The following is a 14,476-nucleotide window of genomic DNA, read 5'->3' as shown; positions in this document are numbered from 1 at the left end:
TGCCTTCCTGTTGTTCCGTGCAGTGAACCTGTAGGATTCGAGGGTTCAGCAGCAGTCAAGTCTAGGCAGGCGCCGGCTCCGAATGGGCCGAGATCGCCGATCGATCCAGGGACTGCGTGGAACCATTGTCGTTGCGAGGGAGCAGCACCGTGACCGCTTGTCAGCGGTCTGCGGTGGAATGGCGTCCAGACGCCACGGGTTCACCCCTGAAGACGCTGTCCCGCGAGAAGGAAACGAGGAGACCATGTCCGACGTGCTCATCGACCGTCCGGAGCTCGAAGGGCTCGGGCAATACGAGTTCGGCTGGTCCGACTCCGACTCCGCCGGGGCCTCGGCCCGCCGTGGTGTCTCGGACGAGGTCGTCACCGACATCTCGAACCTCAAGCACGAGCCCGAGTGGATGCTCAAGAACCGGCTCAAGGGCCTGCAGCTCTTCGGCCGCAAGCCGATGCCGACCTGGGGCGCCGACCTCACGGGCATCGACTTCGACAACATCAAGTACTTCGTGCGCTCCACCGAGAAGCAGGCGCAGTCGTGGGAGGACCTCCCCGAGGACATCCGCGCGACCTACGAGAAGCTCGGCATCCCCGAGGCCGAGCGCCAGCGCCTCGTCGCCGGCGTCGCCGCGCAGTACGAGTCCGAGGTCGTGTACCACCAGATCCGCGAGGACCTGGAGCAGCAGGGTGTCATCTTCATGGACACCGACACCGCGCTCCGCGAGCACCCCGAGCTCTTCCAGGAGTACTTCGGCACCGTGATCCCGGCCGGCGACAACAAGTTCGCGGCGCTGAACACGGCCGTCTGGTCCGGCGGCTCGTTCGTGTACGTGCCGAAGGGCGTCCACGTCGAGATCCCGCTGCAGGCCTACTTCCGTATCAACACCGAGAACATGGGCCAGTTCGAGCGGACGCTGATCATCGCGGACGAGGACTCGTACGTCCACTACATCGAGGGCTGCACGGCGCCGATCTACAAGTCGGACTCGCTGCACTCGGCCGTCGTCGAGATCATCGTGAAGAAGAACGCCCGCGTTCGGTACACGACGATCCAGAACTGGTCGAACAACGTCTACAACCTCGTGACCAAGCGCGCGATCGCGCACGAGGGCGCCACGATGGAGTGGATCGACGGCAACATCGGGTCCAAGGTCACGATGAAGTACCCGTCGATCTACCTCGCCGGTGAGCACGCCAAGGGTGAGACCCTCTCCGTCGCGTTCGCCGGCCCCGGCCAGCACCAGGACGCCGGCGCGAAGATGATCCACATGGCGCCGTACACGACGTCGTCGATCGTCTCGAAGTCGATCGCCCGCGGCGGCGGTCGTGCGGGCTACCGCGGCGAGGTCCGGGTGGACCCGTCCGCACACCACGCGGCGAACACCGTGCGGTGTGACGCGCTGCTGGTCGACACCATCAGCCGGAGCGACACCTACCCGGCGATCGACATCCGCGTCGACGACGTCCAGCTCGGGCACGAGGCCACGGTCTCGCGCGTGAGCGAGGAGCAGCTCTTCTACCTGATGTCCCGCGGCATGGCCGAGGACGAAGCGATGGCGATGATCGTCCGTGGCTTCATCGAGCCGATCGCCCGCGAGCTCCCGATGGAGTACGCGCTCGAACTCAACAAGCTCATCGAGATGAGCATGGAAGGATCCGTCGGCTAGATGTCCAGCACTACCCCTCCCCACATCGACCAGCCGATCGAACCAGCGGCCTCAGCGGCGCCTGCGGCGACCGTTCAGCACGGCGCCGGAGCCCACTCCGACGGCGGCTGGGACGCCCCCGACAAGAAGATCCCGGTCCAGACCCGCTCCGAGCGGTTCCAGTCCGGTGACCTCGGCGCCTTCCCGACCGTCACCGGGCGCGAGGTGAACTGGAAGTTCGCGCCCCTGGCGAAGCTCCAGCCGCTCCTCGACGGTGACCTCGACGGTTCCGCCTACCCGTTCCTCGCCCGTCAGTCCGACGGCGCCGACGTCGAGTGGGGTCGCAGTGACGACCCCCGTGTCGGCACCGCCGGCCTGCCGGAGGACCGTGCGGCCGCCGCAGCCTGGACGGCTCGTGACGCCGTCCTCGCCGTCACCGTCAAGTCGACCGAGGCGCACGAGTTCATCACCATCACGCGCTCCGACTTCGGCACGCAGCCCCGCGCAGCGCACACGGTCATCACGGCCGAGCCGCACGCCCAGGGCATCGTCGTCATCGACAACCGCGGCAGCGCGCTGCTGAGCGAGAACATCGAGATCGTCGTGCAGGACGGCGCACGCCTGACCGTCGTCAGCCTGCAGGACTGGGACGACGACGCCGTGCACGTGTCGACGCACTTCGCCGAGGTCGGCCGCGACGCCTTCCTCAAGCACGTCGTGGTCTCGCTCGGTGGTGACGTCATCCGGGTGAACCCCTCGACGCACCTCGGTGCCCAGGGTGCCGACACCGAGATGTACGGCGTGTACTTCGCCGATGCCGGCCAGTACATCGAGCAGCAGGTCTACGTGAACCACGACGCGCCCAACACGCGCGGTCGGGTCAACTACAAGGGTGCACTGCAGGGCAAGGGTGCGCACACGGTCTGGATCGGCGACGTGCTCATCGGCCGCGCCGGTGACGGCACCGACTCCTACGAGCAGAACCGCAACCTCGTGCTGACCGACGGCACCCGTGCCGACAGCATCCCGAACCTCGAGATCGAGACGGGCAACATCGAGGGCGCCGGGCACGCGAGTGCGACGGGTCGCTTCGACGACGAGCAGCTGTTCTACCTGCAGGCCCGTGGCATCCCCGAAGAAGAGGCACGTCGTCTCGTCGTGCTCGGCTTCCTGGTCGAGGTCATCCAGAAGATCGGTGCCCCCGAGCTCGAGGAACGCCTCATCGCCGCGGTCGAGCAGGAACTCGCCGACGGTCACTCGGTGATCGTCGCGCCGGACGAGTCCGGTGCCGAGGCAGACACCGTCGCGACGGCTGAGGCCGACGCCTGATGCCCACGAAGGTCTGCGCGGAGTCCGAGATCGCTGTCGACAGCCCGATGCGCGCCGTCGTCGACGGCACCGCGGTGGCCATCGTGAAGGACTCGTCCGGCACCGTGCACGCGATCGGCGACACCTGCACCCACGGCGACATCTCGCTCGCCGAGGGCTTCGTCGAGGGTGATTCGCTCGAGTGCTGGGCGCACGGGTCCCGTTTCTCGCTGACCACCGGCAAGCCGCAGAACTTCCCCGCGTACGAGCCCGTCCCGGTCTTCCGGGTCGAGGTCCGTGACGGCGAGGTCTACGTCGACGTGCACGACACCGTCCCGGTCGACTAGACCACCCCACACTTCCCGCGGCTGACGCCGCACACAGCTGCAACCGAAGGAACCCACGCAATGTCCACTCTGGAAATCCGCGACCTCCAGGTCTCGATCGACACCGATCAGGGCACCAAGGAGATCCTCAAGGGTGTCGACCTCACGATCAACGAGGGCGAGATCCACGCGATCATGGGGCCGAACGGCTCCGGCAAGTCCACTCTGGCGTACACGATCGCCGGCCACCCCCGGTACAACGTCGTCGGTGGCTCGATCACCCTCGACGGCGAGGACGTGCTCGCGATGAGCGTCGACGAGCGTGCCCGTGCCGGCATGTTCCTGGCGATGCAGTACCCGGTCGAGATCCCCGGCGTGACGGTCTCGAACTTCCTCCGTACCGCCAAGACCGCGATCGACGGTGAGGCCCCGGCCCTGCGCGGCTGGATCAAGGAGCTCCGCCAGTCGATGGCCGACCTCAAGATGGACTCGTCCTTCGCCGAGCGCAACGTCAACGAGGGCTTCTCCGGCGGCGAGAAGAAGCGCCACGAGATCATGCAGCTCGAGCTCCTCAAGCCGCGCTTCGCCGTGCTCGACGAGACCGACTCCGGACTCGACGTCGACGCGCTGAAGATCGTGTCCGAGGGCGTCAACCGTGCCAAGGCCGCGACCGGCCTGGGCGTGCTGCTCATCACGCACTACACGCGCATCCTGCGCTACATCAAGCCGGACTTCGTGCACGTGTTCGTCGCCGGCAAGGTCGCCGAGCAGGGTGGCCCGGAGCTGGCCGATCGCCTCGAGAACGAGGGCTACGACCGCTACGTGCAGGCTGCTGCAGCGTCGGCCGCCGAGGCGCAGGCCTGATGATCGCGGCACTCGCCCCGGAGAAGTTCGACGAGGTCGTCGAGGGCCTGAAAGAGGTGCAGGACCCGGAGCTCGGCGTGAACATCGTCGACCTCGGCCTGATCTACGACCTGGCGTGGGACGACGAGGCCTCGGCGCTCGTCATCAGCATGACCCTGACCAGCGCTGGCTGCCCGCTCACCGACGTCATCGAGGGCGACACCGCGAACGCCCTGGACGGCATCGTCGACGCCTTCCGCATCAACTGGGTCTGGATGCCGCCGTGGGGTCCGGATCGGATCACCGACGACGGGCGCGAGATGATGCGCGCACTCGGGTTCGCGATCTAGTCGCGACCCCCTGACGGACGGGAGGCCTGGTACCAGCTGGTATCGGGCCTCCCGTCCGTCTGTGGTCGCGACACGCGCGGGGCGCGCCGGGCTGGACACGCCGCTCAGTTTCGCCGAGGTTCCACGGGCGGACGCAGAAGCGGCCGGGGTTCCGGTATTTCGGAACCCCGGCCGCCGGGGGCGGGCGTGGCAGACACTCCGCGCAGCGCGCGTCAGCGGCGGCCGAGCGCCTTCCACGCGAGCGGCACGATGCCGGCGGCGATGAGCGCCTTCGCGATCCCGCCGACGATGAACGGGTACAGGCCGGCGGCGAGCACCGACTGCAGGTCGTTCGGCGCACCGAGCTGGCCGAGCACGACCGCCAGGTACGGCAGACCGGTCACGAAGGGGATGGCACTCGCGAGCAGCATCGCCACGGCGGCACGTCCGAAGTGGCGGTCCCAGTTGCGGCGGGCGAGCCAGCCGACGACGCCCGCGGCGGGGATGAAGCCGATGACGTAGCCGAAGCTCGGCACGGCCAAGGCCTGCAGGCCACCGGTCAGGTCGGCGAAGAACGGTGCACCGGCCAGGCCGGCGACGGCGTAGACGAGCAGCGAGAGCATGCCGCGGCGGGCACCCAGGGTCGCGCCGACGAGCACGACGGCGAGCGTCTGCCCGGTGATCGGGACCGGCCACATCGGGACCTCGAGCTGCGCCATCGCGGCGGTGAACAGGGCTCCGCCGGCGACGAGGGCGGCGTTCGTGGCCAGCCCGTGCGTGCGCAGACGGTCGGCGAGGACTGCGCGGGGAGCGAACCCGGTGGCGTTCGTCATGGATTCTCCTAGAATGGACTGCTGGTCCCGTTCGGAACCATCGGTCCCGTCAGCGTAGCGGTGCACCTCACGCACACGTCGTTGTGCAAACCCACCAACTGATTGGACGTCCACTGTGCTTGCCGTGCACGAACTCGAGATCCGCGTCGGAGCTCGTCTCCTCATGGAAGACGTGTCCTTCCGTGTCGAGAAGGGTGACAAGATCGGACTCGTCGGCCGCAACGGCGCGGGGAAGACGACGATGACCAAGGCTCTCGCGGGCGAGACGCAGCCGAACGGCGGCACGATCGACCGCGGTGGGGAGATCGGCTACCTGCCGCAGGACCCACGGTCGGGTGACCCGGAGGAGACCGCGCGCAAGCGCATCCTCGATGCCCGTGGTCTGGGCGAGCTCGTCGAGGGCATCCGCCTCGCCACGCTCGACATGGCGAGCGAGGACTCGGCCGTCGCCGAGAAGGCGATGCGCCGGTACAGCCGGCTCGACGACCAGTTCAACGCGCTCGGCGGCTACGCGGCCGAGGCCGAGGCGGCGTCGATCGCGTCGAACCTCAAGCTGCCGGACCGCATCCTCGACCAGCAGCTGAAGACCCTGTCCGGTGGGCAGCGCCGTCGCATCGAGCTCGCGCGCATCCTGTTCTCGGACGCCGAGACGATGATCCTCGACGAGCCGACGAACCACCTCGACGCCGACTCGGTCGTGTGGCTGCGGGAGCACCTCAAGACCTACCCCGGCGGCGTCATCATCATCTCCCACGACGTCGAGCTCGTGGACGAGGTCGTGAACCGCGTCTTCTACCTCGACGCCAACCGCCAGACCATCGACATCTACAACATGGGCTGGAAGCTCTACCAGCGGCAGCGTGTCGCTGACGAGGAGCGTCGCCGCAAGGAGCGTGCCGGCGCCGAGAAGAAGGCCGCGACGTTGAAGGACCAGGCCGCTCGGTTCGGCGCGAAGGCCTCGAAGGCCGCCGCGGCGCACCAGATGGTCGCGCGTGCCGACAAGCTCTTGGCCGGTCTCGAGGACGAGCGCGTCGCCGACCGGGTCGCCAAGATCCGCTTCCCCACGCCTGCCCCCTGCGGCCGCACGCCGCTCATGGCCGCGGGGCTGTCGAAGTCCTACGGGTCGCTGGAGATCTTCGCGGGTGTCGACCTGGCGATCGACCGCGGTTCGCGCGTCGTGATCCTCGGGTTCAACGGTGCTGGCAAGACGACGCTGCTCCGGATCCTCGCGGGTGCCGACCTGCCCGACACCGGTGAGATCCAGCCCGGTCACGGCCTGCGCATCGGGTACTACGCGCAGGAGCACGAGAACATCGACATCAACCGCACGGTGATCGAGAACATGGTGTCGGCGTCGACCGACCTCAACGAGACCGAGGCACGTCGCGTGCTCGGGTCGTTCCTGTTCACCGGGGACGACGGCTACAAGAAGGCCGGGGTCCTGTCGGGTGGCGAGAAGACCCGACTGTCGCTCGCGATGATCGTCGTCTCGGGCGCGAACGTGCTGCTGCTCGACGAACCGACGAACAACCTCGACCCGGCGTCGCGCGAGGAGATCCTGAACGCGCTGGCCGGGTTCGAGGGTGCGGTCGTCCTGGTGTCGCACGACGCCGGTGCCGTCGAGGCGCTCAACCCCGAACGCGTGCTGCTGCTGCCGGACGGTACCGAGGACCACTGGAACAAGGACTACGCGGAGCTCATCGAGCTCGCGTAGTCGTCCTGTCAGACGCCGTCGTTTCCGCCCGACGCCGCTGAGGCGACCAGACGCCGCCGAATTCGGCGGCGTCTCGCGGACATGGCGGCGTCCTGTGGACACGACGGCGTCGTGCGCCCTGATCGCGAGGGCAGGCGGACGGGAGGCCCGTGGTGACGCCGCCACGGGCCTCCCGTCCGCTGTGGGGTCGCGTTCGCGTGCTGGTGAGACGCGTCGTGTCGGCGAGACGCCCCGGAAGCGGCGAGACGCCGCCGGATCTGGCGGCGTCTCGCGGACATGGCGGCGTCTTGCGATGACGCCGGCGTCTCGCGTCAGCAGCTGCCACAGCACAAATCGCAGCACCAGCGCGCGAGCCGAGCGTCAGCGGCGGGACGCGATCAGGTCGTCCTCGATCTCGGCGTCGGTCTTCGGCTTGGCGTCCTTGCGGCGCTGCCGCTCCTGGGCGCGCTCGCGTTCGTCCGGGTCGTCCTGGTTGAGGTTCCGGTACTCCTGCACCATCACGTACGCCAGGAACCCGAAGCCGCCGGCGGCGAACATGAACCACTGGATGAAGTAGCTGAGGTGCAGGCCGGTGTCCGCGGTGGGACGCTCCCAGCCGAGCGGACGGGCCTCGGTCGGAGCGGGGGACTCGGAGGCGAGCTCGCCGTACGCACCGGTCCAGATGGGGGTGTCGACCTTCTTCGCGACGTCCGCAAGGGTGACCGACTGCACCTGGTCGGTGTGCGCCGGGTCGGTCCGGCCGGGGATGCGCGGCTCGCTCTGCTGCAGCCGGACGATCGCCGTCACCTCACCCGACGGGGGAGCAGGCACGTGGTCCGGGGCGTCCTGCGCGTTGCCGGTGGGGACCCACCCGCGGTCGACGATGAAGGCCCGGCCGTCGCCGGTGACCAGGGGAGTGAGGACCTCGAAGCCGGGCTGGCCGTTGTGCACGCGGTTGCGGACGAGGAGCTGCGCGTCGACGTCGTAGCGGCCGGTCACGGAGACGCGGAGCCACTCCTGTTCGTCCTGCCAGCTCGAGGCCGTCGGCAGCGCCTGGTCGAGCGGCACGGGGGTGTGGTCGTAGTTCTGCGCCACCTGTTCGTTCTGGCGGACGGCTTCGTTCCGGCGGTCCCACTGCCACATGCCGAACAGGGCGCAGACGATCGCGAAGGCCACAGCGATCGCGAAGTACCCGAGCCAGCGGCGGCTGCGGACGAAGTGCCAGCCGACGAAGGGCTCGTTCGGGTCGTGGTCGGGTCGCTGGTCGTCCGGGACGGACCGGCGGGAACGGTCCGCAGCGCGCTGCAGCTTGGCAGCGTGCTTCCGGCCGTACCGGGAGTGCGGGTCGAAGTCGTCGGTCATCGACCGGTGCCGGTGGAGCGCACCCCGACGTCGTTCTTGGGCGACGATGCCGGGTCGCGTTCGTCGTCGAGGCGGTCGACGTCCTCGTGCATGCCCGTGACGCGCACCGGGAAGGAGCGCGACCGCAGGTAGTCGGCGAGGAAGTCGCGGTGCTCCTCGCACGCAGCCCAGATCTTCACGCGGTCGGCCGAGTGGATCCGCGGGTTGCGCCAGTTCACGCGCCACGCAGCCGTCTGGACGCACCCGGCGCGGGAGCACACGGGAGTCGAGCCGGGCTCGGTCTGCAGGTCGAAGGTGGCCCCCATCAGCGGTGGCCCCACATCTTCGAGCGGTCGCCGTTGCGTTGCCACTCGTCCTGTGCGTGCTGCGCCTGCTGGCGGAGTCGGTCCTGCTCGTCGCGGTAGGCCTGGGCGCGGTCTTCCTCCTGCTGCTCTCGCAGGCCGGGGTCGACGGCATCGTAGAGCTGCATCGCACCCGCGGGCGAGATCATGTCGCTCTCGGTGCGGCTGCCCGCGTTCGCGATGACGACGGCGACCCAGGGGATCACGGCGGCAGCGACGATCGGGAGCACGGCGATCCACGAGTGCCAGATGGAGTAGACGAGCACGGCAGCGATGAACAGGACGACGCGGATCGCCATCTGCCACACGTACTTGGACAGGCGGTGCGCCCGGTCCAGCTCCGGCGAATCCGGGAGCGTGGTGATGCTGGTGTGCGTGCTCTTCATACAGATGGTCTCCGTCTACCCGTGGTCCAGCCTAAGCCTCTGCGGCCGATCGTGGGTGCGCCGCGCGCGAACGGGGGGCGGTGGTGGCTCCGGTACGCTCGTCCGGGCGTGTCAGCCGACCCGTCGGCACGACACCACCGCACACCACCATCGAACGGAGCGACCATGAGCACCCCCCGTACCGTCCTGATCACCGGCGGCAACCGCGGCATCGGCCACGCCCTGGCCGAGCGCTTCGTCGCGGCCGGGCACCGCGTCGCGGTCACGTCGCGCAGCGGACAGGGCGGACCCGAAGGGGCGCTCACCGTGCAGGCCGACATCACCGACACCGCCTCGGTGGACGCTGCCTTCACGCAGGTCGAAGCCGAGCTCGGTCCGATCGAGGTGCTCGTCGCGAACGCCGGCATCACGAACGACCAGCTGCTGCTCCGCATGTCCGAGGACGACTTCACGAGCGTCGTCGACACCAACCTGACCGGCACGTTCCGCGTCGTGAAGCGCGCCACCAAGGGCATGATGAAGGCGAAGTTCGGCCGCATCGTGCTCATGTCGAGCGTCGTCGGCGCCTACGGCCAGATCGGCCAGGTCAACTACGCGTCGTCGAAGGCCGCCCTGGTCGGCATGGCCCGCTCGATCACCCGCGAGCTCGGCTCGCGCGGCATCACCGCGAACGTCGTCGCGCCCGGGTTCATCCAGACCGACATGACGGCTGCGCTCTCCGACGAACTGCAGGCCGAGTTCAAGAAGGCGATCCCCGCCGCCCGGTACGGCACGGTGGACGACGTCGCCGATGCCACGCTGTTCCTGGCGAGCGACGGCGCCGGGTACGTCTCCGGCGCGATCATCCCGGTCGACGGCGGCCTCGGGATGGGCCACTAGCCAGCGACTGCGCGTCGGTTCGGGCCCAGCGACAGTTCACGGGTGCTCGCGCGCGTGAGCTGTCGCTGAGCACGAAAGACCGGACGGTCCGTTCAGCCGCGCAGGCCGAGCGTCGCGAGCACCGCGGACAGGTCGCGGTCCACGACCGCGACGTCGGCCTGCTCCCGCACGCGCGGCTTCGCGTCGAACGCGACCGACAGGGCGGCGACGCGCATCATCTCGAGGTCGTTCGCACCGTCGCCGATCGCGACGGTGCGGGCCTCGTCCACGCCGTCGGACGCGGCCCACTCGCGCAGGGCGACGGCCTTGGCGTGCGCGTCGACGACGTCGCCGAGCACACGCCCGGTCAGCACGCCGTCGGCGACTTCGAGCCGGTTCGCTCGGCAGTGGTCGAGACCGAGCTCGGTCGCGAACGGGTCGAGGACCTCGTGGAACCCGCCGGAGACGACACCGACGGTCCCGCCGGCGGCGTGCACGCCGCGGACGAGTCGGTCGGCCCCCTGCGTCACACGGACCGCCTGCTGTGCGCGACGGAAGACGTCGACCGGGAGGCCCGCCAGGGTCGCGACACGCTCCCGGAGGCTCTCCGCGAAGTCGATCTCCCCGTGCATGGCGCGCTCCGTGATCGCCGCGACCTGTGGCCGGGTGCCGGCGGCGTCAGCGAGCAGTTCGATCACCTCGTCCTCGAGGAGGGTGGAATCGGCATCGAGGACGACGAGGAAGCGGGGCACGCACCAACGGTACCGACAGACGGAGGCACGGCCCGCGTCCGTGACGCGAGCCGTGCCTCCTGTCCGCCCGTTCGTCGGAGTAGACGTGACCGGCCGACGCTACGCGTCGACGCGGACGCCCTTGCCCACCACGGTGATGCCGGACTCGGTGACGGTGAAGCCGCGTGCCACGTCGGCCTCGCGGTCGATGCCGACCTTCGCGCCCGGTGCGATGACGACGTCCTTGTCCAGGATCGCCCGGTTCACGACCGACCCCGCACCGATCGTCGCCCGCTCGAACACGATCGAGTCGAGGACCTTCGCGCCGGAGTCGATCCCGCACCACGGGCCGATCATGCTGCGCTCGACCTGGGCGCCGGACACCAGGCAGCCGAGCGACACGAGCGAGTCGACCGTCGACCCGGTGTTGCCGTTGGCGTCCCGCACGAACTTCGCCGGGGGCAGGTTCGTCTGCTGGTTGAAGATCGGCCAGTCCTGGTTGTACAGGTTGAAGACCGGCACCGGCGCGATGAGGTCCATGTGCGCGTCGAAGAACGAGTCGATCGTCCCCACGTCGCGCCAGTAGTACTTGTCGCGGTCGGTGGAGCCGGGGACCTCGTTGCGCTGCAGGTCGTAGACGCCGGCGTCGCCGCGGTCGACGAAGTCCGGCACGATGTCGCCGCCCATGTCGTGCGCGGACGACTCGACCTGGCCGTCGCGGAGCACCGCGTCGACGAGGGCATCGGCGTTGAAGACGTAGTTGCCCATCGACGCCAGGACCTCGCCGGGGGCGTCGGCGAGCCCGACCGGGTTCTTCGGCTTCTCGAGGAAGGCGTCGATCTTGGTCGGGTCGTCGGCGTCCACCTGGATGACGCCGAACTGGTCGGCGAGCTCGATGGGCTGCCGGATCGCCGCGACGGTGGCGCTGCGACCCGAGGCGATGTGCGCCTCGACCATCTGGTGGAAGTCCATCCGGTACACGTGGTCCGCACCGACCACGACGACGATGTCGGGGCGCTCGTCGCGGAGCAGGTTGAGCGACTGCAGGATCGCGTCGGCCGAGCCGGCGAACCAGCGCTTGCCGAGCCGCTGCTGCGCGGGGACCGACGCCACGTAGGACCCGAGCAGGCCCTCCATGCGCCAGGTCTCGGCGACGTGCCGGTCGAGACTGTGCGACTTGTACTGGGTGAGGACCACGATCTTCTGCAGACCGGAGTTCACCAGGTTCGACAGCGCGAAGTCGATGAGACGGAAGTTCCCGCCGAACGGGACTGCGGGCTTCGCCCGGTCGGCCGTGAGCGGCATGAGCCGTTTCCCCTCGCCGCCAGCGAGCACGATGCCGAAGACCTTCTTTGGAGCCATGCCGCTCACAGTAGGCGTCAGCACTGGGAACCGGTTACGTTGATCCAGTGCGAGTCGATCTGCTGACCAGGGAGTATCCGCCGGAGGTCTACGGCGGTGCGGGTGTCCACGTGTCCGAACTCACCGCTGCGCTGCGGTCGGGGACGGACACCGACGTCCGTGTCCGGGCGTTCGGGGCCTTCCGTGACGAGGCCGACGTCTGGGGCTACCGGACCCCGGCCGGCCTCGAGCAGGCGAACGGTGCGCTGCAGGCGCTCGGGACCGACGTGGCCATCGCGGCCGACGTCGACGGTGCGGACCTCGTGCATTCGCACACCTGGTACGCGAACTCGGCGGGCCGGATCGCGCAGTTGACCTACGGCATCCCCCACGTCGTCACGGCGCACAGCCTCGAGCCGCTCCGTCCGTGGAAGGCCGAGCAGCTCGGCGGCGGCTACCGCCTGTCGAGCTGGATGGAACGCGAGGCGTTCGAGAACTCCGACGGTGTCATCGCGGTGTCGAAGGCCATGCGCGCCGACATCCTGCGCTCGTACCCCTCGATCGACCCGGCGAAGGTGCACGTCGTCTACAACGGCATCGACATCGACGCCTGGAAGCCGACCGTCGACGAGGACGCCGTGCGTGCCCTCGGCATCGACCCGTCTCGTCGGAGCGTCGTGTTCGTCGGGCGCATCACCCGTCAGAAGGGGCTGCCCTACCTGCTCCGCGCGGTGGCGTCGCTGCCCGAGGACGTCCAGATCGTGCTGTGCGCCGGCGCTCCCGACACCCCTGAGATCCTCGCCGAGGTCACCGGCCTGGTCGAGGGGCTGCGCGAACAGCGCGAGGGCGTCGTCTGGATCGACCGGATGCTCGCGCACGAGGAGATCGTGAACGTGCTCTCCTCGGGCACCGTGTTCGTGTGCCCGTCCATCTACGAGCCACTCGGCATCGTGAACCTCGAGGCCATGGCGTGCGGGATCCCCGTCGTCGGGACGCGTACCGGTGGCATCCCCGAGGTCGTCGCGGACGGCTTCACCGGCCGCATCGTGCCGATCGACCAGGCGCAGGACGGCACCGGCACCCCGACCGACCCCGACCGCTACGTCGCGGACCTGGCGGCGACCCTGAACGAGGTGCTCGCCGACGAGGGGCTCGCGAAGCTCATGGGCCGCGCCGGACGCCTGCGGGTCGAGACCGAGTTCACCTGGGACGCGATCGCCACCAGGACACGGCAGGTCTACGACGAGGTGCTCGGCCGGAACCCGTAGGCTGGTCGCATGCCCTCGGTCGTGCGCTTGTCAGACGTCTCCGTGGTCCGCAACGGGGCCACCATCCTCGACTCGATCTCGTGGGAGGTGCAGGACGACGAACGCTGGGTCGTGCTCGGCGCGAACGGCGCCGGCAAGACCACGCTGCTGCAGGTCGCCGGGGCCCAGACGTTCCCGACCTCGGGCGAGGTCGAGGTGCTCGGCACCGAGCTCGGCGGCGCCGACCTGTTCGAGCTCCGTCCGCGCATCGGCTTCGCGTCGACCGCCCTCGCCCGCCGCATCCCGGTGACCGAGAAGGTCATCGACGTGGTCCTGACGGCCGCGTACTCGGTGACCGGGCGTTGGAACGAGGAGTACGAGGAGCTCGACGTCCGCCGAGCCCAGCGTGTGCTCGAGGAGTGGGGTCTCGGGTCCTTCACCGACCGCACCTTCGGCGAGCTGAGCGACGGCGAGCAGAAGCGCGTCCAGATCGCCCGCGCCGTGATGACCGACCCGGAGATCCTGTTCCTGGACGAGCCGGCCGCCTCGCTCGACCTCGGCGCCCGTGAGAGCCTCGTCCGCACGCTCGGCGGCTACGCCCAGAGCGCGGACTCGCCGGCCATCGTGATCGTCACCCACCACGTCGAGGAGATCCCGGCCGGGTTCACCCACGCGCTGGTGCTCGCCGACGGTCACGTCCAGGCAGCCGGGCCCATCGACGAGGTCCTGACCGACGCGACCCTGACCGAGGCGTTCGGCATCGCGCTGTCCGTCACGAAGGACGCCGGCCGGTACACGGCGCGCGCGTCCTAGCGCTGCGATCGCGCCGTCCGTCTGGTAACGTTGACGGCTGGCGCAAGCCGATGACTTCCCGCGCATCTTGCGCAATCCCACCACCGCTACCGCTATCGAGGAAACTCCATGAAGACCGACACCCACCCCGAGTACCGCGCCATCGTCTTCCGTGACCTGGCCTCCGGTGAGACGTTCCTGACGCGTTCGACCGCGAACAGCGACAAGACCATCGAGCTCGACGGTGCCACCTACCCGGTGATCGACGTCGAGATCTCGTCCGCGTCGCACCCGTTCTACACGGGCAAGCAGCGCATCCTCGACTCGGCCGGTCGCGTCGAGAAGTTCAACCAGCGCTTCAAGGGCTTCTCCAAGTAGTCCTTCCACAGCAACGGAACGGGCGGTCCTCCTCCGGGAGGGCCGCCCGTTCGTCGTCGGTGGGGT

At 69.1% G+C, this 14,476-nt stretch carries 16 protein-coding genes; 10 read left to right on the top strand and 6 right to left on the bottom strand.

Going from position 1 to position 14,476, the window contains the following annotated elements; all coding sequences use genetic code 11:
* Positions 1-244 precede the first annotated feature (244 nt).
* From sufB to ITJ59_RS12070, 5 genes are read left to right on the top strand one after another with little or no spacing between them, the layout of a single operon-like run.
* On the top strand, positions 245-1,663 hold the full coding sequence (sufB, locus tag ITJ59_RS12090; RefSeq protein ID WP_123339675.1) for a Fe-S cluster assembly protein SufB: 1,419 nt from the start codon (positions 245-247) through the stop codon (positions 1,661-1,663).
* The gene (gene sufD, locus ITJ59_RS12085; RefSeq protein ID WP_194651357.1) at positions 1,664-2,971 is read left to right on the top strand and encodes a Fe-S cluster assembly protein SufD; all 1,308 of its coding nucleotides are present in this window, start codon (positions 1,664-1,666) and stop codon (positions 2,969-2,971) included.
* Complete coding sequence (locus tag ITJ59_RS12080; protein ID WP_194651356.1) at positions 2,971-3,297, top strand: non-heme iron oxygenase ferredoxin subunit; 327 nt, start codon at positions 2,971-2,973, stop codon at positions 3,295-3,297. Before sufD ends, ITJ59_RS12080 begins: the two co-directional genes overlap by 1 nt.
* Positions 3,298-3,357: 60 nt before the next feature.
* On the top strand, positions 3,358-4,140 hold the full coding sequence (gene sufC, locus ITJ59_RS12075; protein WP_111083971.1) for a Fe-S cluster assembly ATPase SufC: 783 nt from the start codon (positions 3,358-3,360) through the stop codon (positions 4,138-4,140).
* Entirely contained in the window at positions 4,140-4,469 is a 330-nt protein-coding gene (locus ITJ59_RS12070; protein WP_194651355.1) for a metal-sulfur cluster assembly factor, read from the top strand. The genes sufC and ITJ59_RS12070 overlap by 1 nt, the downstream gene beginning before the upstream one ends.
* A 212-nt stretch (positions 4,470-4,681) precedes the next feature.
* On the opposite strand, the gene ITJ59_RS12065 is transcribed toward ITJ59_RS12070, so the two are convergent.
* Positions 4,682-5,281: a biotin transporter BioY gene (locus tag ITJ59_RS12065; protein ID WP_194651354.1), complete on the bottom strand. Its 600-nt coding sequence runs from the start codon at positions 5,279-5,281 to the stop codon at positions 4,682-4,684.
* Positions 5,282-5,396: 115 nt separating this feature from the next.
* Here ITJ59_RS12065 and ITJ59_RS12060 point away from each other — a divergent pair, with 115 nt between their 5' ends.
* Positions 5,397-6,995: an ABC-F family ATP-binding cassette domain-containing protein gene (locus ITJ59_RS12060; RefSeq protein ID WP_194651353.1), complete on the top strand. Its 1,599-nt coding sequence runs from the start codon at positions 5,397-5,399 to the stop codon at positions 6,993-6,995.
* Between the two features lie 360 nt (positions 6,996-7,355).
* Here ITJ59_RS12060 and ITJ59_RS12055 read toward each other — a convergent pair whose 3' ends face one another.
* From ITJ59_RS12055 to ITJ59_RS12045, 3 genes are read right to left on the bottom strand one after another with little or no spacing between them, the layout of a single operon-like run.
* Complete coding sequence (locus ITJ59_RS12055) at positions 7,356-8,336, bottom strand: SURF1 family protein (protein ID WP_194651350.1); 981 nt, start codon at positions 8,334-8,336, stop codon at positions 7,356-7,358.
* The gene (locus tag ITJ59_RS12050) at positions 8,333-8,641 is read right to left on the bottom strand and encodes a hypothetical protein (protein WP_416354864.1); all 309 of its coding nucleotides are present in this window, start codon (positions 8,639-8,641) and stop codon (positions 8,333-8,335) included. The genes ITJ59_RS12055 and ITJ59_RS12050 overlap by 4 nt, the downstream gene beginning before the upstream one ends.
* Positions 8,641-9,063, bottom strand: coding sequence for a DUF3099 domain-containing protein (locus ITJ59_RS12045; protein WP_194651348.1), 423 nt, complete (start codon positions 9,061-9,063; stop codon positions 8,641-8,643). The genes ITJ59_RS12050 and ITJ59_RS12045 overlap by 1 nt, the downstream gene beginning before the upstream one ends.
* A gap of 165 nt (positions 9,064-9,228) precedes the next feature.
* On the opposite strand from ITJ59_RS12045, the gene fabG reads away from it, so the two are divergent.
* Complete coding sequence (gene fabG, locus ITJ59_RS12040; RefSeq protein ID WP_027465673.1) at positions 9,229-9,942, top strand: 3-oxoacyl-ACP reductase FabG; 714 nt, start codon at positions 9,229-9,231, stop codon at positions 9,940-9,942.
* Positions 9,943-10,034: 92 nt separating this feature from the next.
* Here fabG and serB read toward each other — a convergent pair whose 3' ends face one another.
* Both serB and glgC read right to left on the bottom strand, forming a co-directional pair.
* Complete coding sequence (gene serB, locus ITJ59_RS12035) at positions 10,035-10,673, bottom strand: phosphoserine phosphatase SerB (protein WP_194651346.1); 639 nt, start codon at positions 10,671-10,673, stop codon at positions 10,035-10,037.
* Between the two features lie 99 nt (positions 10,674-10,772).
* Complete coding sequence (gene glgC, locus ITJ59_RS12030) at positions 10,773-12,014, bottom strand: glucose-1-phosphate adenylyltransferase (protein WP_194651345.1); 1,242 nt, start codon at positions 12,012-12,014, stop codon at positions 10,773-10,775.
* A gap of 47 nt (positions 12,015-12,061) precedes the next feature.
* Between glgC and glgA the strand changes: the two genes are divergently transcribed.
* The 3 genes from glgA (at position 12,062) to ITJ59_RS12015 (ending at position 14,410) form a co-directional block, all read left to right on the top strand.
* Positions 12,062-13,261, top strand: coding sequence for a glycogen synthase (glgA, locus tag ITJ59_RS12025; protein ID WP_194651344.1), 1,200 nt, complete (start codon positions 12,062-12,064; stop codon positions 13,259-13,261).
* Between the two features lie 9 nt (positions 13,262-13,270).
* Positions 13,271-14,053: an ABC transporter ATP-binding protein gene (locus ITJ59_RS12020; RefSeq protein WP_194651343.1), complete on the top strand. Its 783-nt coding sequence runs from the start codon at positions 13,271-13,273 to the stop codon at positions 14,051-14,053.
* A 108-nt stretch (positions 14,054-14,161) separates the two neighbouring features.
* On the top strand, positions 14,162-14,410 hold the full coding sequence (locus ITJ59_RS12015) for a type B 50S ribosomal protein L31 (protein ID WP_017887280.1): 249 nt from the start codon (positions 14,162-14,164) through the stop codon (positions 14,408-14,410).
* Positions 14,411-14,476 lie beyond the last annotated feature (66 nt).

This window comes from Curtobacterium sp. VKM Ac-1393 (assembly GCF_015350995.1).
GTDB lineage: Bacteria > Actinomycetota > Actinomycetes > Actinomycetales > Microbacteriaceae > Curtobacterium.
The sequence above is the reverse complement of the archived record's forward strand: the minus strand, read 5'-3'. Positions and strand labels throughout refer to the sequence as shown.

Bases quoted from the DNA above. Each gene is read 5' to 3' on its own strand.
- sufB (WP_123339675.1), top strand. From the start codon at position 245: ATGTCCGACGTGCTCATCGACCGTCCGGAGCTCGAAGGGCTCGGGCAA.
- sufD (WP_194651357.1), top strand. From the start codon at position 1,664: ATGTCCAGCACTACCCCTCCCCACATCGACCAGCCGATCGAACCAGCG.
- ITJ59_RS12080 (WP_194651356.1), top strand. From the start codon at position 2,971: ATGCCCACGAAGGTCTGCGCGGAGTCCGAGATCGCTGTCGACAGCCCG.
- sufC (WP_111083971.1), top strand. From the start codon at position 3,358: ATGTCCACTCTGGAAATCCGCGACCTCCAGGTCTCGATCGACACCGAT.
- ITJ59_RS12070 (WP_194651355.1), top strand. From the start codon at position 4,140: ATGATCGCGGCACTCGCCCCGGAGAAGTTCGACGAGGTCGTCGAGGGC.
- ITJ59_RS12065 (WP_194651354.1), bottom strand. From the start codon at position 5,281: ATGACGAACGCCACCGGGTTCGCTCCCCGCGCAGTCCTCGCCGACCGT.
- ITJ59_RS12055 (WP_194651350.1), bottom strand. From the start codon at position 8,336: ATGACCGACGACTTCGACCCGCACTCCCGGTACGGCCGGAAGCACGCT.
- ITJ59_RS12050 (WP_416354864.1), bottom strand. From the start codon at position 8,641: ATGGGGGCCACCTTCGACCTGCAGACCGAGCCCGGCTCGACTCCCGTG.
- ITJ59_RS12045 (WP_194651348.1), bottom strand. From the start codon at position 9,063: ATGAAGAGCACGCACACCAGCATCACCACGCTCCCGGATTCGCCGGAG.
- fabG (WP_027465673.1), top strand. From the start codon at position 9,229: ATGAGCACCCCCCGTACCGTCCTGATCACCGGCGGCAACCGCGGCATC.
- glgC (WP_194651345.1), bottom strand. From the start codon at position 12,014: ATGGCTCCAAAGAAGGTCTTCGGCATCGTGCTCGCTGGCGGCGAGGGG.
- ITJ59_RS12020 (WP_194651343.1), top strand. From the start codon at position 13,271: ATGCCCTCGGTCGTGCGCTTGTCAGACGTCTCCGTGGTCCGCAACGGG.
- ITJ59_RS12015 (WP_017887280.1), top strand. From the start codon at position 14,162: ATGAAGACCGACACCCACCCCGAGTACCGCGCCATCGTCTTCCGTGAC.